Source organism: Marinobacterium sp. NO-S09 (assembly GCF_059179545.1).
This window is the reverse complement of sequence record NZ_CP168954.1, coordinates 3159030-3182831: the sequence shown is the minus strand read 5'-3', so window position 1 is coordinate 3182831 and position 23802 is coordinate 3159030. Positions and strand designations below refer to the sequence as shown.

19 protein-coding genes are annotated in these 23802 nt (G+C 56.7%); 17 read left to right on the top strand and 2 right to left on the bottom strand.

Features of this window, described 5'->3' with window-relative positions:
* Window positions 1-16 precede the first annotated feature (16 nt).
* From murC to O3C79_RS14640, 9 genes are all read left to right on the top strand, one after another.
* Window positions 17-1435, top strand: a complete 1419-nt coding sequence (murC, locus tag O3C79_RS14680; RefSeq protein WP_494385797.1) for a UDP-N-acetylmuramate--L-alanine ligase — start codon at window positions 17-19, stop codon at window positions 1433-1435.
* Window positions 1422-2366, top strand: a complete 945-nt coding sequence (locus O3C79_RS14675) for a D-alanine--D-alanine ligase (RefSeq protein ID WP_494383712.1) — start codon at window positions 1422-1424, stop codon at window positions 2364-2366. Before murC ends, O3C79_RS14675 begins: the two co-directional genes overlap by 14 nt.
* 2 nt (window positions 2367-2368) lie before the next feature.
* Window positions 2369-3121, top strand: coding sequence for a cell division protein FtsQ/DivIB (locus O3C79_RS14670; protein WP_494383711.1), 753 nt, complete (start codon window positions 2369-2371; stop codon window positions 3119-3121).
* A complete protein-coding gene (gene ftsA, locus O3C79_RS14665) occupies window positions 3111-4412 on the top strand; it encodes a cell division protein FtsA (protein ID WP_494383710.1) in 1302 nt (433 codons plus the stop codon). The genes O3C79_RS14670 and ftsA overlap by 11 nt, the downstream gene beginning before the upstream one ends.
* Before the next feature lie 70 nt (window positions 4413-4482).
* Window positions 4483-5667 (top strand): cell division protein FtsZ, encoded by a 1185-nt coding sequence (gene ftsZ / locus O3C79_RS14660; RefSeq protein WP_494383709.1) that lies wholly within the window; start codon window positions 4483-4485, stop codon window positions 5665-5667.
* Window positions 5668-5764: 97 nt separating this feature from the next.
* Entirely contained in the window at window positions 5765-6679 is a 915-nt protein-coding gene (lpxC, locus tag O3C79_RS14655) for a UDP-3-O-acyl-N-acetylglucosamine deacetylase (protein ID WP_010321705.1), read from the top strand.
* Between the two features lie 206 nt (window positions 6680-6885).
* Complete coding sequence (gene secA / locus O3C79_RS14650) at window positions 6886-9636, top strand: preprotein translocase subunit SecA (RefSeq protein ID WP_494385796.1); 2751 nt, start codon at window positions 6886-6888, stop codon at window positions 9634-9636.
* A gap of 36 nt (window positions 9637-9672) precedes the next feature.
* Window positions 9673-10890: a bifunctional glutamate N-acetyltransferase/amino-acid acetyltransferase ArgJ gene (argJ, locus tag O3C79_RS14645; RefSeq protein WP_010321703.1), complete on the top strand. Its 1218-nt coding sequence runs from the start codon at window positions 9673-9675 to the stop codon at window positions 10888-10890.
* 3 nt (window positions 10891-10893) lie between these two features.
* On the top strand, window positions 10894-11829 hold the full coding sequence (locus tag O3C79_RS14640) for a Nudix family hydrolase (protein ID WP_494383708.1): 936 nt from the start codon (window positions 10894-10896) through the stop codon (window positions 11827-11829).
* Between the two features lie 85 nt (window positions 11830-11914).
* Here the strand turns inward: O3C79_RS14640 and nadC are convergent, their stop codons facing one another.
* Window positions 11915-12760, bottom strand: a complete 846-nt coding sequence (gene nadC / locus O3C79_RS14635; RefSeq protein ID WP_494383707.1) for a carboxylating nicotinate-nucleotide diphosphorylase — start codon at window positions 12758-12760, stop codon at window positions 11915-11917.
* Window positions 12761-12827: 67 nt separating this feature from the next.
* Here nadC and ampD point away from each other — a divergent pair, with 67 nt between their 5' ends.
* The 4 genes from ampD (at window position 12828) to O3C79_RS14615 (ending at window position 19027) form a co-directional block, all read left to right on the top strand.
* On the top strand, window positions 12828-13385 hold the full coding sequence (gene ampD / locus O3C79_RS14630; RefSeq protein ID WP_494383706.1) for a 1,6-anhydro-N-acetylmuramyl-L-alanine amidase AmpD: 558 nt from the start codon (window positions 12828-12830) through the stop codon (window positions 13383-13385).
* Window positions 13386-13443: 58 nt separating this feature from the next.
* Entirely contained in the window at window positions 13444-14508 is a 1065-nt protein-coding gene (locus tag O3C79_RS14625; protein ID WP_494383705.1) for an ABC transporter ATP-binding protein, read from the top strand.
* A 182-nt stretch (window positions 14509-14690) separates the two neighbouring features.
* Complete coding sequence (locus O3C79_RS14620; RefSeq protein WP_494383704.1) at window positions 14691-18119, top strand: ATP-binding protein; 3429 nt, start codon at window positions 14691-14693, stop codon at window positions 18117-18119.
* Entirely contained in the window at window positions 18116-19027 is a 912-nt protein-coding gene (locus O3C79_RS14615; protein ID WP_494383703.1) for a response regulator, read from the top strand. Before O3C79_RS14620 ends, O3C79_RS14615 begins: the two co-directional genes overlap by 4 nt.
* A gap of 212 nt (window positions 19028-19239) precedes the next feature.
* On the opposite strand, the gene O3C79_RS14610 is transcribed toward O3C79_RS14615, so the two are convergent.
* A complete protein-coding gene (locus O3C79_RS14610; protein WP_494383702.1) occupies window positions 19240-19494 on the bottom strand; it encodes a hypothetical protein in 255 nt (84 codons plus the stop codon).
* A gap of 184 nt (window positions 19495-19678) precedes the next feature.
* Between O3C79_RS14610 and sigJ the strand changes: the two genes are divergently transcribed.
* The 4 genes from sigJ to O3C79_RS14590 all read left to right on the top strand — a co-directional run bounded on the left by sigJ (window position 19679) and on the right by O3C79_RS14590 (window position 23676).
* Window positions 19679-20587: an RNA polymerase sigma factor SigJ gene (gene sigJ / locus O3C79_RS14605; protein WP_494383701.1), complete on the top strand. Its 909-nt coding sequence runs from the start codon at window positions 19679-19681 to the stop codon at window positions 20585-20587.
* A gap of 113 nt (window positions 20588-20700) precedes the next feature.
* Entirely contained in the window at window positions 20701-21192 is a 492-nt protein-coding gene (locus O3C79_RS14600) for a carboxymuconolactone decarboxylase family protein (protein WP_494383700.1), read from the top strand.
* Window positions 21193-21523: 331 nt separating this feature from the next.
* Window positions 21524-22876, top strand: coding sequence for an NADP-specific glutamate dehydrogenase (gene gdhA / locus O3C79_RS14595; RefSeq protein WP_494383699.1), 1353 nt, complete (start codon window positions 21524-21526; stop codon window positions 22874-22876).
* Between the two features lie 320 nt (window positions 22877-23196).
* Window positions 23197-23676 (top strand): phosphate-starvation-inducible PsiE family protein, encoded by a 480-nt coding sequence (locus tag O3C79_RS14590; RefSeq protein WP_494383698.1) that lies wholly within the window; start codon window positions 23197-23199, stop codon window positions 23674-23676.
* Window positions 23677-23802: the final 126 nt, after the last annotated feature.

The window sequence follows — 23802 nt, the reverse complement described above, 5'->3', positions numbered from 1 at the left end:
ATATGAAGTGCCCGAGATGCGCCGTATTCGTCGTATCCACTTTGTCGGTATTGGCGGCGTCGGCATGTGCGGCATTGCCGAGGTATTGTTGAACCAGGGCTATGACATCACCGGCTCCGATATTCGTCCTTCGGCCACTACCGATCGACTGGAAGCGCTGGGTGCAGGAATTTTTATCGGCCATGCCGAAGGCAACATTGCTGAAGCCGATGTTGTGGTGACCTCTACTGCGGTTAAAGAGGATAACCCGGAAGTGGCGTCGGCTCGTGAACGTCGCATTCCGGTTGTGCGTCGCGCCGAAATGCTGGCGGAACTAATGCGTTACCGTCATGGCATTGCCGTGGCCGGTACCCATGGCAAAACGACGACTACCAGCCTGATGGCTTCCATCATGGCTGAAGCGGAACTGGACCCAACCTTCGTGATAGGTGGCCGCCTGAATAGCGCCGGCACCAATGCCCAGCTGGGTGGCAGTCGTTACCTGGTGGCAGAAGCGGACGAAAGTGATGCCTCCTTCCTGCATCTGCAGCCGATGGTGGCCATCGTGACCAACATCGATGCCGACCACATGGATACCTACGGGGGCGATTTCGGCAAGCTGAAACAGACCTTTGTCAGCTTCCTGCACAACCTGCCGTTCTATGGCCTGGCCGTGCTCTGTACCGATGACCCGGTAGTGCGCGAAATTCTGCCTGAAGTAAGCCGCCCGGTACTGACCTACGGCTTCCATGAGGGCGCGGATTACCAGGCGGTAGAGCTGGAACAGGCCGGCATGCAGACACGTTTTAAAGTGCTGCGCCCGGGAAGCCTTAAGCCGCTGCAGGTCTGTCTGAACATGCCGGGCCGCCATAACGTTTTGAATGCGCTGGCATGCATTGCCGTTGCCTCCGATGAGGGCATTGATGATGGTGCCATCGAGCGTGCTCTGGAGAAGTTCGAAGGTGTAGGGCGCCGCTTCCAGGTACTGGGTGAACTGCCCGTCGACGGTGGCAGCGTCACACTGGTTGATGACTACGGTCACCACCCCACGGAAGTGCAGGCAGTCATCAAGGCGATCCGCGAGGGCTGGCCCGAACGACGTCTGGTGATGATTCATCAGCCGCATCGTTATACCCGTACCCGTGATCTATACGAGGACTTTGTTCAGGTCTTGTCTGATGTGGACCTGCTGCTGTTGATGGAGGTCTATCCGGCGGGTGAAGAACCCATCCCCGGAGCTGATGCGCGCAGCATGTGCCGCAGCATCCGTCAGCGTGGAGTGGAGCCGGTGTTTGTTGAAGGGCCTGAAAAGGTGGCTGAAATACTGCGCAATGTGCTGCAGCCGGGTGATCTGCTGCTCACCCAGGGGGCAGGTAATATCACCAGCCTGGCGCACACGCTGAAGAATACATCCCTGCTGCGAGCAGCCAAGGAGAACAGTGATGAGCCTAGCTGAGCGCCAGATCGATCCGGCCCGTTTTGGCCGTGTCGCCGTGATTCTCGGCGGTACCTCTGCTGAACGCGAGATCTCCCTGCGCAGCGGTGCCCAGGTGCTGCAAGGGCTGCTTAATGCCGGTGTTGATGCCTTTGCCATCGACCTGGGAGGGGATGGGCAGGAGCCCATCGCACAGCTGCTGGAAGCCCGCTTTGATCGTGCCTTTCTCATTCTGCATGGTCGTGGTGGCGAAGATGGCACCATCCAGGGTGTGCTGGAAATGATGGGCAAACCCTACACCGGCAGTGGTGTGGCGGCTTCGGCTCTGGGCATGGACAAACTGCGCAGCAAGCAGTTGTGGCAGGGCGCAGGTTTGCCGACACCGGCTTTCGCCATTCTGGATGATGCAGTTGAGCTTACTGAAGTCGAGCAGCGTCTTGGCTACCCGATGATGGTGAAGCCGGCGCACGAGGGCTCCAGTATCGGTATGAGCAAGGTGCGTAATCTGGATGAACTCAAGGCGGCCTATGCCTCCGCCCGAGAATACGATCGCTGCGTACTGGCTGAACAATGGGTCAACGGCCCCGAGTTCACCATTGCGCTGTTGGCGAATCAGGCACTGCCGGTGATTCGTCTGGAAACGCCGCACGATTTCTATGACTTCGATGCCAAATATCAGGCGGGCGATACGCATTACCACTTTGATACAGGGCTGGATGCCGGCAAGGCGACCGCATTGCAGGCATTGGCGTTGACGGCTTTTGAAACGGCGGGCTGCCGTGGCTGGGGCCGTGTTGATGCGATGATGGATGCGGACGGTCAGTTCCAGCTGCTGGAAGTGAATACAGCGCCGGGCATGACCGATCACAGCCTGGTGCCTATGGCGGCGCGTGAAGCTGGCCTCTCATTTGAGGCACTGGTACTGCAGATTCTGGATACGGTAGAGGGCTGAGCATGAGTCAGAGCCAGACAGCCGAAATGCAAGGGTTGGATCGATACTGGAGCACGGTGGTGGTGTTGACGCTGCTGGTTGTGTTTCTGGGTATCGGAAGCTCTGTAGCTGGCGAGTTCTGGCGCTGGCTGAACCGCCCGGTGGAAGAGGTCAGGGTGGCAGGGCCGACACGACATCTGGACAAGGTGGCCGTGGCCGAGCGCCTGGCAGCCGGTCTGGACAAGCCCCTTTTGCAGCTCGATTTGACGGTTCTGCAACAGCGTCTGGTGGAAGACCCCTGGATTCACAGTGCGCGGCTGAAGCGAGAATGGCCGCCCGCGCTGGAGGTGGTACTGGAAGAGGAAGTACCCGTTGCGCGTTGGGGTGACAAGGGGCTGCTGAACCACCAGGGCGATATTTTCTGGCCCAGCCTCAAGCCCGAGTATGCCAGTCTGCCGCGCCTGAGTGGCCCGGCCCATGAGACCGTGCGGATCATGCAGCAATACCATGATTTGAACCGCATGTTCTCCGCTGCAGGCCTGCGCCTGACCGGGTTGATGCTGGAAACCCGTGGTGCCTGGACGCTCGAGCTGGACAATGGCATTCGAGTGGTCGCCGGTCGTGAAGAGCTGGTACCGCGTCTGAAGCGCTTTTTACAGATTTACCGTGAACGCCTGGTGGCGGATGCTGCCCGGATTCAACAAGTGGATATTCGATATACCAATGGCGTAGCCGTTAGCTGGCGCGCAGAAACAGGACAAGAAAATGCAGGTTAATGACGATATGGCAGGCAACATGATTGTTGCGCTCGATATCGGTACCTCCAAGGTTGTGTGCCTCGTCGGTGAACTGACACCGCAGGGCACTATCGAGATCGTAGGCGTGGGATCACACCCGTCACGGGGCCTCAAGCGAGGCGTGGTGGTCAATATTGAGTCGACGGTGAGCTCGATTCAGCGCGCGGTGGAGGAAGCCGAGCTGATGGCCGGGTGCAAGGTGCACGGTGTCACTGTGGGCATCGCGGGTAGCCATATCAGCAGCCTTAACTCCCACGGAATTGTGGCGGTACGTGACCGTGAGGTCTCGGAGTATGACCTGGAACGGGTGATTGATGCCGCGCGTGCTGTGGCGATCCCGGCGGATCAGAAAATCCTGCATATTCTGCCGCAGGAATACCTGATCGATAACCAGGAAGGCATCAAGGAGCCGCTGGGCATGTCCGGTGTGCGCCTGGAAGCCAAGGTTCATCTGGTCACCGGTGCTACCAATGCGATCCAGAATATCGAGAAGTGTATTCGCCGCTGCGGCCTGGAAGTGGATGCGGTGGTGCTGGAACAGCTGGCGTCCAGCTACTCGGTACTGACCGACGATGAAAAAGACCTTGGGGTCTGCATTGTCGACATCGGTGGCGGCACCACGGATATTGCCGTGTTCACTGCAGGGTCCATCCGTCATACCGCGGTTATCCCTATTGCCGGTGATCAGGTGACCAATGATATCGCCATGGCGCTGCGTACACCGAGTCAGCATGCCGAGCAGATCAAGATCAAATACGCCTGTGCACTGGCCCAGCTTGCGCAGGCCAATGAAATGATTAAGGTGCCCAGTGTGGGCGACCGGCCCGCGCGTGACCTTTCCCGCCAGGCTCTGGCGGAAGTGGTGGAGCCGCGTTACGAAGAACTGTTTACCCTGGTGCAGTCTGAACTGCGCCGAAGCGGATTTGAGGACCTGGTGGCTGCCGGTATCGTCCTGACCGGTGGCACATCCAAGATGGAAGGTGCAGTGGAGCTGGCGGAAGAAATTTTCCATATGCCGGTGCGCCTCGCCAAGCCTCAGGGTATTCGCGGCCTGGAAGCCCAGCTGAGCAACCCGATCTATGCCACCAGCATAGGCCTGTTGCATTACGCACGTCAGGATCACGAAGTTCCCATGGCACCCATTGCCACCGAGGGGACAGGAGGCAACAAGAGCAATGAACTGGTGGTGCTGGATGAGCCCCGTCGCGAGCGCGTTGGCCCGGCTGAATACCTGAAACGATTTAAAGAATGGTTGCAAGGCAACTTTTGACACACTTTTAATGACCGCAAGTCGCCGGTACGCCGGAAGGTAATGGCAGGCGTCCGGAGAGGAGGAAACTATGTTTGAACTGGTAGAAAGCGTAACTCAAAGCGCATTGATCAAAGTGATCGGTGTTGGCGGCGGCGGTGGCAATGCCGTGCAGTATATGGTTGATCGTGAAGTGGAAGGTGTAGAGTTTATCTGTGCCAACACCGACGCTCAGGCCCTGAGTCGGAATGCCGCGCGTACGGCGCTGCATATCGGCGGTGATCTCACCAAAGGCCTGGGTGCAGGTGCCAACCCGTCCATCGGTCGTCAGGCGGCGATTGAAGACCGGGAGCGCATCGCTGAAAGCCTGACCGGTGCCGACATGGTGTTCATCACCGCAGGCATGGGTGGTGGTACCGGTACCGGTGCCGCCCCGATCGTGGCAGAAGTGGCACGTGAGCTGGGCATCCTGACCGTGGCTGTCGTGACCCGTCCGTTCCCGTTCGAGGGACGCAAACGCATGAAAATCGCCGAGGAAGGCATTGCCGAGCTGCGTGATGCGGTTGATTCGCTGATTATCATTCCGAACGAAAAACTGATGCAGGTGCTGGGCAAGAACTGCACGCTGGTCAACGCCTTCAGTGCAGCGAACGATGTACTCAAGGGCGCAGTGCAGGGCATTGCTGACTTGATTACCCGTCCGGGCATGATCAACGTCGACTTTGCTGATGTGCGTACCGTGATGTCCGAAATGGGCATGGCGATGATGGGCAGCGCGCTGGCCAAGGGTGACAACCGTGCTGAAGAAGCGGCTGAAGCGGCCATCAAGAGTCCGCTGCTGGAAGATATCGATCTGCGTGGTGCCAGCGGTATTCTGGTGAATATCGCAGCCGGTGAAGACCTGAGCCTGGGTGAGTTCTCCGAAGTGGGTAACATCGTCGAGCAGTATGCCGATGAAGATGCCACCATCGTTGTGGGTACCGTTATTGATCCGTCACTGGGTGAAGAGTTGAAAGTCACCGTTGTCGCGACCGGTCTGGACCGTGCGCGTAACCAGATGTCTGTCGTGCAGGGTAAGGGAACCTCTGCAGAGGCTCAAAAAGCCAATGGCCGACTGGATCTGGATGATATTGAACTGCCGACCATCCTGCGTCGTCAGCGTGAAGAAGCGCTGGTCGACAAGCCGCAGCAGGACAACAGTGGTGAACAGGGCAAGAAGGGCGACGATTACGGCAGCCTGGATATCCCGACGTTCCTGCGCCGTCAGGCTGATTAACCCTCGGAGGCAGGTGCTCCCTGCCTCAGATTGAAGCAGTTATCAAAACATTGTTACAATATCAAATTATTTTGCACGATTCAGGTTGGCACAGCGGATGATCAAACAGCGCACACTCAAGAACAGCATCAAGGCAACGGGCATCGGCCTGCACACCGGTCAGAAGGTGTACCTGACGCTCAAGCCTGCACCGGTGGATACCGGTATTGTGTTCCGACGTGTGGATCTTGATCCGGTAGTGGAAATCCAGGGCCGCGCTGATCTGGTATCGGATACGACCTTGTCGACTAACCTGACAGTCGATGGCGTACGCGTAGCCACCGTTGAGCACCTGATGTCGGCCCTGGCGGGTCTGGGCATCGACAACGCTTACGTTGAGCTGAGCTCTGAAGAAGTGCCGATCATGGATGGCAGCGCTGCGCCATTCGTATTTCTGGTTCAGTCTGCCGGTATTGCCGAGCAGGACGCGCCCAAGAAGTTCATCCGTATCAAGCGTGAAGTCTCGGTGACACACGAAGGCAAAACCGCCTCTTTCAAGCCGTTCAACGGTTTCAAGGTAGGCTTTTGCATCGAGTTTGATCACCCGGCCTTTGATGGCCGTAACATGGAAGCCGAACTGGATTTCTCCACCACGTCATTCGTGCGTGAAGTAAGCCGTGCCCGTACCTTCGGTTTCATGCGAGATATCGAATACCTGCGTTCGCAGAACCTGGCCTTGGGTGGCAGTTTCGAGAACGCTATCGTGGTGGATGACTACAAGATCCTCAACGATGATGGCTTGCGTTACGACGATGAATTCGTGAAGCACAAGATTTTGGATGCCGTGGGTGACCTTTACCTCATGGGCAACAGCCTGATCGGTGAATACTACGGTTACAAGTCCGGTCATTACCTCAACAACCGACTGGTCCGCCAGTTGATGCAGGAAACGGATGCCTGGGAAGTGGTGACATTTGAAGACCAGGTGCAAACTTCGCCGATTTCCTACTATCAGCCCCTTGCGGCTGTTTGAGTCGAAATGCTCCGAAAAGCCAGCTTTTTAGCTGGCTTTTTACGTTATTTGGGCCTCTATCCTCCTTTGGTCTGCACAGATCAAATTTCTGCCGCGTTGACATTCAACTATTCGCCCCAATACAGGTAGAATGTCGTATCCATTTTTCTGGCAAGGGCCGCTGCGTTGCAGATACAGGTCTTTGCATTCAAACGGTTAAAAGTCGAATTATGCTGTCACTGTTCAAGAAGATACTGGGAAGTAAAAACGATCGTGAGCTGAAGCGACTGAGCAAAGTCGTCAAGCAGATCAACGAGCTGGAAGCGAATTTTGAGGCTCTCTCCGATGAAGAGCTCAAAGGTCAGACGGTTGCTTTCCGTGAACGGCTTGAGCAGGGCGAGTCACTGGACAAGCTGATGCCGGAAGCCTTTGCTGCGGTTCGTGAGGCGTCCAAGCGTGTCATGGGCATGCGTCATTTCGATGTGCAGCTGATTGGCGGCATGGTCCTGAACGACGGCAAGGTTGCCGAGATGAAGACCGGTGAGGGTAAAACCCTGGTGGCGACACTGGCGGTATACCTGAATGCGCTGCCGGCCAAGGGCGTCCACGTTGTTACCGTGAACGATTACCTGGCTCAGCGTGATGCCAACTGGATGCGTCCCCTGTATGAATCACTGGGCCTGAGTGTCGGTGTGGTGTTCTCCGGGCAGGATCCGGAGTCCAAGCGTGCTGCTTACGCCAGTGACATCACCTACGGCACCAATAACGAATTCGGCTTTGACTACCTGCGCGACAACATGGCATTCAGTGTTGCGGAGAAAGTGCAGCGTGATTTCCACTTTGCCGTGGTCGACGAAGTGGACTCCATCCTGATCGATGAGGCGCGTACACCGCTGATCATCTCTGGTCCGGCTGAAGACAGCTCCGCGACCTATCACAAGATTAACCAGCTGATTCCGAGCCTGCAGCAGTTCCATGGCGAGATTGATCCCAAGGATACCGAGCAGGTGATCGACGAGCACTTTGTCGTTGACGAAAAGAACCGCACCGTTGAATTGACCGAATCCGGCCACCAGCTGGTGGAAGACCTGCTGATCGAGCATGAAATGCTGCAGGAAGGCGAGAGCCTCTATGCACCGCAGAACCTGAACCTGCTGCACCATGTGCTGGCCGGTCTGCGCGCGCACTACCTGTTCCAGCGTGACCGCGACTACATTCTGCAAAATGGCCAGGTGGTGATTGTTGACGAACATACCGGCCGTATCATGCCGGGCCGTCGCTGGTCAGAAGGTCTGCATCAGGCGGTTGAAGCCAAAGAAGGCGTGGATATCCAGATGGAAAGCCAGACCCTGGCATCCACGACTTTCCAGAACTACTTCCGTCTGTACGAAAAGCTGTCCGGCATGACCGGTACCGCCGATACCGAAGCCTTCGAGCTGCGCCAGATCTATGGTCTGGATGTGGTGGTTATTCCCACCAACCGTCCGATCCAGCGTAAGGATTACAACGATATCGTCTTCCTCACCATGGAAGAGAAATATCAGGCGATCGTCAAAGAGATTCGCTACTGCCGCGAGCATAACCGTCCGGTACTGGTGGGTACGGCTTCTGTTGAGTCGTCCGAGCTGCTGTCCGCGTTGCTGAATAAGGAAAAGATCCAGCACAACGTGCTGAACGCCAAAAACCACAAGGGTGAGGCGGGCGTGATTGCCGAGGCCGGTCGCCCGGGTGCCGTGACCATTGCCACCAACATGGCCGGTCGTGGTACCGACATCATGCTGGGTGGCAAGCTGGAAGCGGAACTGGCAGACCTGGGCGAAGGCGCCAGTGAAGCTCAGCTTGAGCAGGGGCGTGAAGAGTGGCGTGTGCGCCATGAAACCGTGCTGGAAGCAGGCGGTCTGCACATTATCGGCACTGAGCGTCACGAGTCCCGTCGAATCGATAACCAGCTGCGTGGTCGTGCCGGTCGTCAGGGCGACCCGGGTTCTTCCCGTTTCTTCCTGTCACTGGAAGACGACCTCATGCGTATCTTTGCCTCCGAGCGTGTGCGTCAGTTCATGCAGGCGCTGGGCATGGAGAAGGGCGAGGCGATCGAGCACAAGATGGTCACCAATGCCATCGAGAAGGCTCAGCGCAAGGTCGAAGGCCGCAACTTCGATATTCGTAAGACGTTGCTGGAATATGATGACGTTGCCAACGACCAGCGTAGCGTGATCTATGATCAGCGTAACGAAGTGATGGCGTCTGATGATATCTCCGAAACCATTGCCTCCGTGCGTGATGAAGTGATCGAAAACAGCATCAGCGAGCACATTCCGCCGCAGAGCCTGGAAGAGATGTGGGATATCCCGGGTCTGGAAAAGGCTCTGGAAAGCGAATTTGCGCTGCAGTTGCCGATTCAGCAGTGGCTGGATGAAGACGATAGCCTGCATGAAGAAACACTGCGCGAGAAGATCCGCGGTGAAATCCTGGCGGCCTACCAGGCTAAGGAAGATGCAGCCGGCTCCCAGACTCTGCGCACCTTCGAGAAGCAGGTCATGCTTCAGGTGCTGGATACATTGTGGAAAGAACACCTGCAGACCATGGACCTGCTGCGTCAGGGTATCCACCTGCGCGGTTATGCGCAGAAGAACCCGAAGCAGGAGTACAAGCGTGAAGCCTTCGCGCTGTTCCAGGATCTGCTGGAAAATATCAAACGTGACGTGGTACGTATTCTGAGCCATGTTCAGGTACGCCAGCCGGAAGAAGTTGAGCGTATGGAAGAAGAGCGTCGTGCTCAGGCAGAACGCCAGCAGATGAACTTCGAACACGCGCAGAGCAGTGGTCTGGGTGAAGAGCAGGGCGAAGCTGAACAGGGCGAACAGGCGGGCGAGAATGCCGAACCGTTCAAGCGTCAGGCACCCAAGGTCGGTCGTAACGATCCTTGCCCCTGTGGTTCAGGTAAGAAATACAAGCAGTGTCACGGTAAACTGAGCTAATTTCGATTAGCCACTAGAACGAAGGAAAACAGCATCATGGCAGTAGGTCCGGGTACTTTACCCCAGTTACATCCGGTTTCAGGTTTTCGGCTTGGTATTGCATCGGCGGGGATCAAGAAACCGGGCCGACGTGATGTGGTGCTGATGGAGCTGGCCGAGGGCAGCACCCTGGCAGGGGTGTACACGCTTAACGCTTTTTGTGCCGCGCCTGTTCGCATCTGCAAACAGCACCAGGCGGCTTCGCCTTCGCGCTACATGCTGGTGAACACCGGTAATGCCAACGCCGGTACCGGTGAGCAGGGCATGGCAGATGCCATGGCCTGTTGTGAGGCGGTAGCCGAACGTTGTGCTGTCCCGGTGGAAGCGGTGCTGCCGTACTCCACGGGTGTTATTGGTGAGCCGCTGCCGGTCGACAAGATCATTGCCGCTCTGGATGCCGCCAAGGCTGATCTGTCAGAAGATAATTGGGAAGCGGCTGCCAGTGGCATCATGACCACGGATACCCGTCCCAAGGCTGCCAGCGAGCAGATCCAGTACCAGGGCAAGACCATTACCCTGACTGGCATCTCCAAAGGCTCCGGCATGATCATGCCCAACATGGCGACCATGCTGGGGTATGTGGCCACTGATGCCGAAGTACCGCAAGAGCTGCTGCAGCAATGGCTGACTAATGTGGCAGACCGCTCCTTTAACCGCATTACCGTGGATGGTGATACCTCCACCAACGACTCCTGCATGTTGGCAGCAACCGGCGCCAGCGGCGTTCGCATCGATGGCTCTGACTACGAGCTGGCGGCGCTGTTTACCGAAGCGCTGGAGCGCGTGATGCTGGAATTGGCACATGCGATCGTCCGTGATGGTGAGGGTGCCACCAAGTTCGTTGAAATCTGCGTCGAGTCTGCAGGTACCAGTCCTGAAGCGCTGGACGTAGCCTACACCATTGCCCACTCGCCGCTGGTGAAAACCGCGTTGTTTGCCAGCGATCCCAACTGGGGTCGAATCCTGGCCTGCGTTGGTCGTGCCGGCATCGACAATCTGGATCTGGATGCCCTGCAGATCTATCTCAATGACGTTTGCATCGTTGAGAACGGAGGTCGTGCTGCAAGCTACACCGAAGAAGCCGGTCAGGCGGTGATGGACGGTGAAGAGATCCTGATCCGTGTCGTACTGAACCGCGGTCAGGTAACCGAGCGTGTCTGGACCACTGACCTGTCCCACGATTACGTCAGTATCAACGCCGATTACCGCAGCTGATCCATGTCCAAACTGATCCATGTTGCCGCGGCCGTCATTCGTGACCGCGGCGGTCGTATTCTTATCGCCCGTCGCCCTGATGATAAGCATCAGGGAGGCCTCTGGGAGTTTCCCGGTGGTAAGGTGGAGCCCGGTGAACCCGTAGCCGATGCCTTGTCCCGTGAGCTGGAAGAGGAGTTGGGCATTCGGGTGACATCAGCCCGTCCTCTGATTCTGATCCCGCACCACTATCCTGATAAATCCGTGTTGCTGGATGTATGGGATGTGGACGGCTTTGAAGGAGAAGCTCATGGTGCCGAAGGTCAGCCGATTGAGTGGGTGAGTCCTGAAGCGCTGGATGATTTCGAGTTTCCGGCAGCCAACGTGCCCATTTTGAATGCAGCACGTCTGCCCGAGCGCCTTCTCATCACCGGCGATGCCGACTCCACTGAAGACTACGCTCAACACCTGGCTTCTGCACTGTCCAAGGGCATTCCTCAGGCAATATTGCGAGCCAAGACGTTGAGCGAAGAGGAGTTTGCGGCTGTCTACGCTAAGCTCAAGCCGCTGTGTGATCAGTCGAGGGCGACACTGGGCGTGAATGCGTCTGTGAAGCAGGCGAACGCACTGGGAGCCGAACACCTGCACCTGACCTCGGAGCGCCTTGAACAACTTGAGGCGCGCAGCGAGTTCAAGGGGCGCTGGTTGAGTGCATCCTGTCATAATGCCGAGCAGATTCGGGTGGCCGAACAGAAAGGTCTGGATTTTATTACCCTCTCGCCGGTCAACCCCACGGCCTCGCACCCCGGTGAGCCAGTGTTGGGCTGGGATGCATTTACAGATCTTGTTGCCGAGTCGGTGCTGCCGGTATATGCGCTGGGCGGCATGACGGACGCTGATGTTAAGCGGGCGCGAGAATGTGGTGCCCAGGGTATCGCGGCTATCTCTGCCTGGTGGTAGCGATCCAGCCAGGCGAACATTAAAAAGGCCGGCCCTGAATTTCAGGTGCCGGCCTTTTTGGTTTTGGCGTTAGCCGAATACAGGCTCAGTCTTCGATGATGCGCATGGACAGATCCACCGCGCGGCAGTGCTTGGTCAGCGCGCCGATGGAGATGTAATCCACCCCGGTGCTGGCATAGTCGAGCAGGGTTTCATCGGTAATGTTCCCGGAGGCTTCCAGCTTGGCGCGGCCAGCCGTCTGGGCGACAGCGGCGATCATGCGTTCCGGACTGAAGTTATCGAGCATGACGATGTCGGCACCTGCCACCAGCGCGCGCTCAAGCTGCTCTTCGGTTTCCACCTCGATTTCCACCGGCTTGCCGGGGTGGTTGGTGCGAGCTGTCTGGATCGCCTGCTCGATGCCGCCGCAGGCCATGATATGGTTTTCCTTGATCAGGAAGGCATCGTACAGGCCAATACGGTGGTTGGAGCAGCCGCCACAGCTCACCGCGTATTTCTGTCCCATGCGCAGGCCGGGAATGGTCTTGCGGGTATCCAGCAGGGTAACCGGGGTATCAGCCACGCGCTGGGCGTATTCGTAGCTGAGGGTGGCGGTACCAGATAGGGTCTGCAGGAAGTTCAACGCCGCACGTTCGCCGGTCAACAGGGAGCGGGCCGAGCCTTCCAGACGGAATAGCACCTGATCACGTTCAACCCGTTCACCGTCTTCGACCAGCCATTCTACTTTCACCTCGGGGTCCACCTGACGGAACACTTCATCGACCCAGGCACGGCCGCAGACAACTGCGGTTTGGCGGGAGATGACTCGGGCGCGCTTGTGGTCACTGGCCGGGATCAGTTCAGCAGTGATATCACCCTGTCCCACATCTTCAAGGAGAGCGGTGCGCACGTTTTCTTCGACGACAGGTTTGAGCTCGGTCAGCGTCAGCATGATGGCGGGTCTATCCCTATGGTGTACTATGGAGCGCGCATTTTAACGGAAATTGCCCCTGGATAGTATGCCGCCCGAACAGTCCCTGCACATCGAACAGCACCTTATTTGTGAAGCCGAGTATCTGCCTTCGCCCAACGCCAATGAGCGGCCGGATGGCGAAATCTCGTTGCTGGTTATCCATAACATCAGTCTGCCGCCGGGGCAGTTTGGTGGTGGCCATGTTGCCGAGTTGTTCACGAATCGGCTGGACCCGTCAGCGCATCCTTTCTTCAAGGAGATTGAAGGGCTGGAAGTGTCAGCGCATATGCTGATCGAGCGCGATGGCGGCATGACTCAATTTGTGCCCTTTGATCGTCGAGCCTGGCATGCCGGCCAATCCTGCTTTGACGGGCGCGAAGCCTGTAATGACTTCGCCATCGGTATTGAGCTTGAAGGTACCGACGAGCAGCCTTACACGGATGCTCAATACAGCCAGTTGGCTGCGGTGACCCGTGCACTGCTTAGCGAATATCCTGAGGTGACGCCTGAGCGTATAACCGGGCATAGTGATATCGCGCCCGGTCGCAAGACCGATCCGGGGCCTGCCTTCGACTGGTTACGCTATCGGGCATCCCTGGGATGATCTGATAATCGTTTTCAATTATCATACGTCTCCGCATTTCTTTCGTCCCGAGGACAGCATGTCAGCTTTGCTCAGCATTGAAGGTCTACAGTGTGCTTATCAATCCCAGACGGTTCTGTCAGGCGTAGGCCTGAGCATTGCCGAGGGCGAGATTGCCTGCCTGTTAGGCCCCAGTGGTTGCGGCAAGACCACCGTGCTGCGTGCCATAGCCGGTTTTATTACGCCTCAGGCTGGCCAGGTCTGCCTGGGTGACCAGGTTGTGAGCAGTCCTGATCAGGTGGTACCGCCTGAAAAACGGGGGATTGGCATGGTGTTTCAGGACTATGCCCTGTTTCCGCATTTGAGCATTGCCGACAATATTGCCTTTGGTCTCAATGGGCTCAGCCGTGCCGAAAAGCGACATCGGGTGCAAGAGGTGCTCGATCTGGTTGAACTGCCTGACCTCAGTGATCGTTACCCGCATGAGCTGTCCGGTGGTCAGCAGCAGCGTGTTGCCCTGGCGCGTGCACTGGCTCCGAACCCCCGGCTGCTGTTGATGGACGAGCCTTTTTCCAACCTGGATACCGATCTGCGTCGACAGTTGTCCCAAGAGGTGCGCGAGATCCTCAAGCGTCGTGGTATTGCCGCCATCATGGTGACCCATGACCAGCAGGAAGCCTTCACAATCAGTGACAGCATCGGCATTCTGTCCGCTGGCCGTGTACAGCAGTGGGGTACACCTGAAGATCTCTACTACCGTCCCGCTTCGCCCGAAGTAGCGGCTTTTGTAGGCAAGGGCGAACTGTTTCTGGGCCGGATCACTGAAACCTGCGCCGTGGATACCGAATTGGGTCTGCTGGAGTTTGCCGAGCCCCTGGGTGTTGAGCCGGGGTGTGATGCGCAACTCTTCCTGCGTCCGGGTGATCTTTACCTGAGCCATGAAGGTGGTGTTTCAGGTGAAGTCGTCAGCTCCGAATTTCAGGGCAACCTGACCGCCTATCGGGTCCGCCTGAACAATGGACGTGAAGTCGAAGTGCTGGAACAAGGCCTGCGCCGTTATCCCAAAGGGGAGCAGGTGGCGGTACATGTGACCGCGCATCGCCCGATCGTTTTTTCCAGCTGTCCGGTCAATCAGCACGGTTGATCCGGCCGCCACCGGTGCCACCCATCGGTGCACAACCTTTTGGCATATATTCTGCAGACAACCAGCCCATGACCTGAAAAGGGTCAAATTGAGGGACGAGGCTGCACCTGGATGGTGCGATTGCTTCGGAATTTATCCTGCGCGCACGAAAGTGGTGCGTTGCGGCTGGCAGGAACGTCATTATGGGGGCATCGCAACGGATCTATAAGGTCCGTCGTCGCTACAACAAGTGGGTCGCTGACCAGACACTGGAAGATTATGCGCTGAGGTTCACCGCCCGTCAGGGGCGGCGGATGAGTATAGAGCGTGTGGCCATGACCGCGCTGGGGGCTACCGCGTTTCTGGCGCTGGAGAGCATTGCGGCTGCTGTTACCCTCACTTATGGCTTTACCAATACCCTGATTGCCATGCTGGTAGTTTGCGCGCTGTTCTTCGTGACGGGGCTGCCAATCGTGTATCACGCGGCGCGCAATGGTCTGGATATCGATCTGCTCACACGTGGTGCCGGTTTCGGCTATCTGGGCTCCACCATCACCTCGCTTATCTACGCCAGCTTTACCTTTATCTTCTTTGCCATTGAGGCCGCGATTCTGGCAGCGGCATTACGCGCACTGTTCAGTATCCCCCTGGCACTGGGTTATCTGATCAGTGCCCTGGCGGTTATTCCGATAGTGACCCACGGCATTACCGCCATCAGTCGTTTTCAGCTGGGTACACAACCGCTCTGGCTGCTGCTTCAGGTGAGCGCGCTGGGCGTGGTGATTGTGCACGAAGCCGAACAATATGAAGGCTGGACCGGTTTCAGCCCGGAAGGCATGGCAGGAGCGGGACAGTTTGATCTGATGCTGTTTGGTGCTGCCGCATCGGTGCTCTTCGCCATGGTGGCCCAGATTGGCGAGCAGGTAGACTATCTGCGCTTCATGCCGGGAAAAACACCTCAAAACCGTCGGCGCTGGTGGTTCTGGCTGGTGCTGGCAGGTCCCGGTTGGGTGTTCATCGGCCTGATCAAAATGCTGCTGGGCTCTTTCCTTGCGTATATCGCCATTACCGAGGGGGCCGCGTTCGCTGTTGCCACTGACCCTACGCTGATGTACCAGCGGGTATTCGGCTATCTGACCCATTCGGAGGGCCTGGCACTGCTGCTGGCGGGGGTGATGGTGATCATCTCGCAGATGAAGATCAACGTGACCAATGCCTACGCCGGCTCTATTGCCTGGTCCAATTTTTTCTCTCGACTCACACACAGCCATCCGGGGCGCGTGGTCTGGCTGGTGTTTAACGTTACCATTGCGCTGATCCTGATGGAGTTGGGCATCTATGAAGCACTGGAAGCGATTCTGGGTGTTTTCGCCATCGTGGCGGTGAGCTGGCTTGGGTCATTGTCAGCAGAGTTGATGATCAATAAACCGCTTGGCCTGAGCCCACCGGGGATCGAATTCAAGCGTGCCCACCTTTACGATGTTAACCCCGTGGGCATTGGCTCCATGGCGGTCGCTGTGCTGGCTGGGTTGCTGGCCTATCTGGGCGTATTTGGTGAGGAGGCGCGTACACTGAGTCATTTCATCAGTCTGGGGTGCTGTTTTGTGATGGTGCCCTTGCTGGCCTGGCTCACGGGCGGCCGTTTCTATCTGGCGCGTGAAAGTGATGAATTGAAGCTGCTGGAAGTCGGCTCACAGCAGGAGCAGCAGCGTTGCGGCGTATGTGAAAACCATTTTGAGCATGAAGATCTGAGTTACTGTCCCGCATACGACCTGCCGATCTGTTCGTTGTGCTGTTCGCTGGATGCTCGTTGTCTGGATAGCTGTAAGCCCCATGCGCGCTTCTCCCAGCAGGTGGTGGATTTCCTCTACCTGTTTCTGCCTCAGCGTTTGGTAAGCAGTGTCAATTCGCGCCTGGGTCGTTTTATTGGCTTGTTGCTCAGTATCAACCTGTTGCTGGCAGGACTGCTGGCGGTGGTGTATCGGCAGATGGATCCGGGCACGCCCGAAGGTTCTGCCTTGCTGGGACAGGCGTTGTGGGCACTGTTTTTCATTCTCCTGATCGTGTCGGGCGTGGTGGCCTGGCTGTTCCTGCTGGCCCATGAAAGCCGTGTGGTGGCGCAGCAGGAATCCAATCGTCAGACCCGAAAACTATTGCAGGAAATTGAAGCCCACGAGGAGACCGACCGCGAGCTTCAGGCAGCGAAGGAGCTGGCCGAGCGCGCCAGTGAAGCCAAAAGCCGTTACATGACCGGTATCAGTCACGAACTGCGCACGCCACTGCAATCCATTATCGGCTACGCCCAGTTGATGCAGGGGCGCGATACCCTGGCGCGAAGTGATCGGGAAGGGGTCAAAATTATTCACCGCAGCGGTCAGTACCTGGCTGATTTGATCGAAGGGCTGCTGGACATTTCCCGCATCGAAGCAGGCAGGCTGGAGCTGCACCGCAGTGCAGTAGCACTGCCGGAATTGATCAGTCAGCTGGAGCAGATGTTCAGCTTCCAGGCAGCGCAAAAGCGGGTACGTTTCGTTTGTGAGCTACCGGAACGCCTGCCTGCAATCGTGATGACCGATGAAAAACGGCTGCGCCAGATTCTGATTAACCTGCTCTCAAATGCGGTCAAATATACGCCTGAGGGCGAGGTGCATTTTCGTATTCGCTACCGTAACCAGGTAGCAGAATTCTGTATTGAAGATACCGGTATTGGCATCGATGCCCGTCATCTGGAGCGCATCTTCGACCCCTTCGAGCGGGTGCGTAATGCCGATACTCCCAACCTGCCGGGCACCGGGTTGGGGCTGACCATCGTCAAGCTGCTGACCGATATCATGGGGGGCGACCTTCAGGTTGAAAGTACACCGGGGCAGGGCAGTCGTTTTCGCGTATCGCTGATGCTGCCCTGGGTTGATGGTGTACAGGAACGGGTCGAGCAGCAACAGCCCATCAGTGGCTATTGTGGAGCGCAGCGTCAGATCTGCATCGTAGATGATGATCCGGTACTGCGCGGGCTCTTGTCCGATTTGCTAATGCCCCTGGGGTTTCGGGTGCTGGAGGCTCATGATGGCGAGTCCTGTCTGGCATTGGTGGAGCAGGCGCAGCCGGACCTCTTCCTGCTGGATATCTCCATGCCTGGTATGGATGGTCTGACGCTGGCGTCTGAATTGCGCCGCACCGGCCACCAGGTACCGATTCTGATGCTGTCAGCCGATGTGCAGGAACAACGGCGTCAGCCTGCGGGTGAAGCCGTTTACGACGACTATCTGGTGAAACCGATCAGCAACCAGCTGCTGCTTGAGCGAGTCGGCTACTACCTGAAGCTGGAATGGACGCGGGAAAGCACCAGTGAGGTTGCAGCCATCGCCGATAACACGGCAAACACAGGCGGTACATCTGTGACTAAGTCCGCAGTAGCTCCTGCTCAAGCCCCGGTACAAACGCTGCCTGATCATCCGTTGCTGCGAGAGCTGAAAGGCTGCGCTGAAATCGGCTATCGCAGCGGGGTACGCAGCGTACTGGAGCAGTTGGAAAATACCGACCTGCTGGGAGCCGAGGTGATGGCCCATATACATCAACTCACGGACAGCATGCAGTTCAGCCAGCTGGCGGACTATCTGGAGCAAAAACAATGAAACAGGATGCAGTTAAGCGAGACCTGGTGCTGGTGGCGGATGATTCACCGGATGCGCTCAGCCTGATCAATGATGCGCTGGAAGCGGCGGGCATGGATGTACTGGTTGCCCTGGAAGGGCGGCAGGCACTGAATATCGCCGCGCGCATGCAGCCTGACATAATCCTGCTGGACGCCGTGATGCCTCACCTGGATGGCTTTGCGACCTGTGAAGCGCTGAAGCAGGATCCGGCACTCTGTGCCATTCCCGTCATCTTCATGACTGGTCTGACAGAAACCGAAAATGTTGTGCGTGGTCTGGACTTAGGGGGCGTGGACTATCTGACCAAACCGATTAACCCGGACGAGCTGCTGGCGCGCATGCGCGTACATCTTAATAATGCGCGCCTGACCCAAAGTGCCCAGTCGGCGCTGGATACCACCGGCCAGCACTTGATGACCGTCTCACCGGATGGCCTTGTCCACTGGGCTACACCCCAGGCCCATGCGCTTCTGGCTAGAGCCAACGTCAGCGAACTCTGGATAGAAACATCCCTGCGCCCGCAGCTGGCTGATTGGCTAAGGCGCAGCCCGGCGGTTAACGATCAGCTGGCACTTAAAGGACTGGACTACGCGCTGTCCGTGCGCTTGCTCAGCCACCAAAGTAACGGCGACTTCCTGTTTAAACTGGTTGATGAGCAGCGGGGTACAGGCCCGGTCCTGCTGCAAAATCAGCTGGATCTGACCACCCGTGCCGCTGAAGTGCTCTATTGGGTAGCCAACGGTAAAACCAACAAGGAGATTGGCGAAATCCTGAGTATGAGCCCGCGCACAGTCAACAAGCACCTGGAGCAGGTTTACCCGGCGCTGGGCGTAGAAAACCGCACCGCCGCGGCAGGAGTCGCGCTGAGGATCCTGGTAAGAGAGTGAGGATCAGGGTTGCATTCAACCTGGTGCATTAGAGCAGCGAGTTGACTATAGCGAGGGGTGAATGGCACTGGTCCACTTTCAGTTGCAAAAAGCTTAAGCTTTGACGACAGGCTGATGAGCCTTGTCGCCTTCTAAATATTCTCAAGGAGTGAGATATGAAATTCACCAGTTTGCTCTCCGCGCTGTTGCTTTGCGCGTTGTCGACATCGGTTTTATCTCAAACGCATTGCAACACCGGTACATTTGGTAATGCCATCTGTCGTGACAGTCAGGGCAACATGTTCAGAAGCCGGACGGATGCAGCGGGCAATACTGTCTGGCGCGATATGCACGGCAACCTGTTGAGGGTTACAACCGATGCTTTCGGCAACCGAGTCTACAGGAGCCTCGATGGACTGCTCTGTAGAAGTGTTACCGACCAATTCGGCAATACGACCCTTCGCGGGGTAGACGGGAAAAGCGCTCATGGCAGCCGTGACAGGTTCGGGAATACGACCTGGCGAGATCAGGACGGCAAGGTGACGCGCTGCTCCAGTTCTGCTGACGGAAGGACTCGGTGCCGTTAGTAAAAGCACTTTTTTGCCGTTCCATGTCACACTTCATCTTGTTGTTCCGTCCTGTTCAGGACCCCAGGCTTCAAGAGAATGAACAATGACAGCACTTTCCCAACGCGCTCATCGATATGAATCTGATCACGTCCGGCATCTGCGAGCACTCGCCTATCGCATGCTGGGTTCGCGCAGTGATGCCGAGGATGTGGTGCAAGAGGTATGGCTGCGCTGGGCAGAAACCGATGAAAGCAGCATTGATAACCCCAGGGCATACCTGTCTCGCCTTGCGACCAATCTTTGTCTGGACCGCCTCAGGTCCGCAGCCGTTAAGCGTGAGCAGTATGTGGGGATCTGGTTACCTGAGCCGCTGCTGGAGGATGACGACGCCATGTGTCATGGGCCTGAGCATCAAACAGAGTTCGCGCAGGATGTATCAGTTGCTTTCATGCTGGCACTGGAACGCTTAACCCCTTTGGAGCGTGCCAGTTTTCTATTACACGATGTCTTTGATCTTGAGTTTGACGAGGTGGCTACCCGGCTTGAGCGCTCGCCTGCGGCCTGTCGTCAGTTGGCCAGCCGGGCACGAACGCATGTAAAAGCCGAGTATGTGCGTTGCGAGGTTGAGGCCGATGAACATGAGCGGCTGTTTAATGCATTCAATCGGGCCGTGCAGAGCCAGGATACCGATGCGCTGGCGAGGCTGTTGAGCGAAGATGCGGTGCTTGTGGCTGACGGCGGAGGCAAGGTCACCACCATACCGCGCCCGCTGCAGGGAGGAGGCAAAATTGCCCGAACCTTTATGGGGTTTGTGCGATTGCCGAGCAGTCAAAACTGGCATTTGCAGCAGGCAAGTATCAATGGGCTACCCGGCTGTCTCGTATTTGATGGCCCGGGTGGCGAGCTGATTCAGACGATCATACTAATGCCTTCTCCAGTCGATCCAGGCCGCATAGGTGCGCTCTATATTCAACGCAATCCTGAAAAACTCAGACACCTTTCAGGAGAGTGAAACATACCGAGTACCTCCGCATATTTTGAATATGCGTATCTCATGTCACACACCGCTCAGTCGATTCGTCCTTTAGGCAGGTACTTTTATCAAACCTGTCTAAAGGAAGAAAAATGTCACACACACAACCTCGACTGAATTTTATGGATCAGCTACCGGCACTGACCGAGAAGTTAATGGCATTCAGTCTGGCGGTATCCGACAGCCATCATATTCGGCCTGCATTGGCGGTTCTTGTGGATCTGCGCGCTTCCCAGCTGAACGGCTGTACCTTCTGTATCGATATGCATGTAAAGCAGGCCCGGCTTAGAGGTGAAAGGGAATTACGCCTCCACCATCTGGCGGGCTGGCGAGAATCACAGCTGTTCTCGGCACAGGAGCGTGCTGCACTGGCCTGGACGGAGGCGTTGACCTGCCTTGCCCCGGAAGGCGTGCCGGATGCGGTTTATCATGAAGTGCGGGAGCAATTCGCTGAACAGGAATTGGCGGCTCTGACGTTCCACATCATGAGCATCAATGCCTGGAATCGGGCCAATGTTGCGTTCAGAACTACTCCGGGGGCATTGGATGCCTTGTTTGGTCTTGAAGACATAAATCTGGGCTAATGTGCCTGAGTTGCACTGGATACAGGGCTGTCATGCCCTGTATCTCCGGGCAAACAGGACAGAGGAAACCGTGTTTTTCAGCCTGATACGAGGGTTACGAGGAGCCTCAATTGCGCTTTGATAGGCATCAGTCGCAAATATTTATGCCTTTGGCCGCATTGTGTGCACTAATTTAGTGCTTTATTATTACCGCCGCTTTATCCCGTCAGAGCACCCCAGAGTTACCAACTCTCGCTAGCCTCCTACTGGCTCCAACCTGAATGCAGCGGCTCAGATCCGCCTGCACTCTAGTGCTCTGGCTAACATCCCCCCACAGTTTCCGAGGTACTTGATGTCCTATATTCATGACACCATCACTGGCCTGATGGCCTCCAGTCCTGCGCAGACCGAGTTCTATCAAGCGGTTGAAGAGGTTCTGGAGTCACTGGAGCCGGTGCTGGATCAGAACCCCCACTATAGTGACAATTCCATCATTGAACGCATGGTTGAGCCTGAGCGCCAAATCATGTTCCGCGTGCCCTGGGTTGATGACCAGGGCAGGGTACGGGTCAACAAAGGGTATCGCGTTGAGTTCAATTCCACACTGGGCCCTTACAAGGGCGGCTTGCGTTTCCACCCCTCGGTGAATGCCGGCATTATCAAGTTTCTGGGCTTTGAACAGATTTTCAAAAACGCACTGACCGGTCTGCCGATTGGCGGTGGCAAGGGCGGCGCCAACTTTGATCCCAAGGGGCGCTCTGACCAGGAAATCATGCGGTTTTGCCAGTCCTACATGAATGAGCTGTACCGTCATATCGGGCCGAATACTGATGTTCCGGCGGGTGATATCGGCGTTGGCGCTCGCGAAATCGGCTACATGTTTGGCCAGTACAAGCGACTGACGGGCCGCTACGAGGGTGTGCTTACCGGAAAGGGGCTCCTGTGGGGCGGCTCTTTGGTGCGTAAGGAAGCAACCGGCTATGGCTGCGTCTACTTCGCCCAGAACATGCTCAAGGCACAGGGCGACAACCTGGATGGCAAAACCTGTCTGGTCTCGGGTGCCGGAAATGTTGCCACCTACACCATTGAAAAACTGTATCAGTTGGGCGCTCGTCCGGTTACATGCTCTGACTCGAGCGGTACCCTGTATCACAGCGAAGGCATTGATCTGGCAACCCTGAAAATGCTCAAGGAAACGCGACGTGTTTCCCTGCGCGAGTATCTGAATGAATTCCCGCAGGCCGAGTTCATTCCGGTAGACGCGTACCCGGAGGATGGCCATGCGGTCTGGCGTTTCAAAGCGGATGCGGCTTTCCCCTGTGCCACACAAAATGAACTGACCGAAGCCGACGCACGTGCCTTGCTGAACAACGATTGTCGTTGTGTGAGTGAAGGGGCCAACATGCCGTCTACACCTGAAGCGGTTGAACTGTTTATCAGCAACCGCATTCTGTATGGGCCGGGCAAAGCGGCCAATGCCGGCGGTGTTGCCACCAGTCAGCTGGAAATGAGCCAGAATGCCAGCATGCAGCGCTGGACTTTTGAGCAGGTCGATCAGCAGCTGCAGGCAATCATGGCCGATATCCATACCCGCTGCAGCGAAACCGCGAAAGAGTTCGATCAGCCTTACAACCTGGTGTTGGGTGCCAATGTAGCGGGCTTCCGCCGTGTGGCGGACGCCATGCTGGAGCAGGGTGTGGTGTAACCCCGGCAGGTTTCTGCAATACGCAACCATCCAAGGCCCGCAGTTTGCGGGTCTTTTCTTTTCAGGAACAGGCTAACGGGAGGAAAGGCAGAGGTATTGATCGGTCTGCTCATTCATCTCTCACGTACACAGAATATGTAACCACCTTTTGACACCTTGGCAGTCTATGTATTCAACCGCTGGCAGGTGCTCAGAACATATTTTCCATATTTGTGCTTTAGTTAATCAGAGCGTGTTGGAACGGCTCTTTCACTTACAGGTGCCAACAGCAAATTCAGACGTTGGATTGGCTACTCGGTACTTAACCTGAGGGATGATGTATGAAGCGGGACTCACATTCACATATCGAGCTGCCACTGAACGAGCCGGATCCGATCATTCGAGCCAGTCATTATGCGATTCGCTTTGCGGTAAAGCTGCTGGCCATTTTGATGGTGATCGTGATTTTTCTTGGGATAGGGGATGTGTTGTATGTGCTTTACCAGCGCCTGACTGCGCCGCCTGTGTTTCTGCTCAACATCAGCGATATTTTTGAGACCTTTGCAGCTTTTCTCGCCGTACTGGTGGCGATTGAGATCTTCGTCAACATCCGAATATATCTCAGCAGCGCAGAAATACCGGTCAAATTGGTGCTCGCAACGGCTTTGATGGCGGTGGCGCGAAAAGTGATCGTACTGGACTTTGGCAAGCTGGATGCCTCAGAAGTGTTCTCGCTAGCCGCTGTAGTGCTGGCCGTGGGGCTCAGTTATGGTTTCATGGTGTTGGCTGAGAGTCGGCGCTCGAGCCCTTCCGGGGATTAATCAAAGCCTCAGAGCAGTACTCCCTCCACGTGTCGGCATCATCTGCCGCATGGCCCTGGATCAGGCAAGCCTGCAGGAATTGGCCTCCTGACAGGCTCATCTGAGCCGGCACTAATTTAGTGTCGG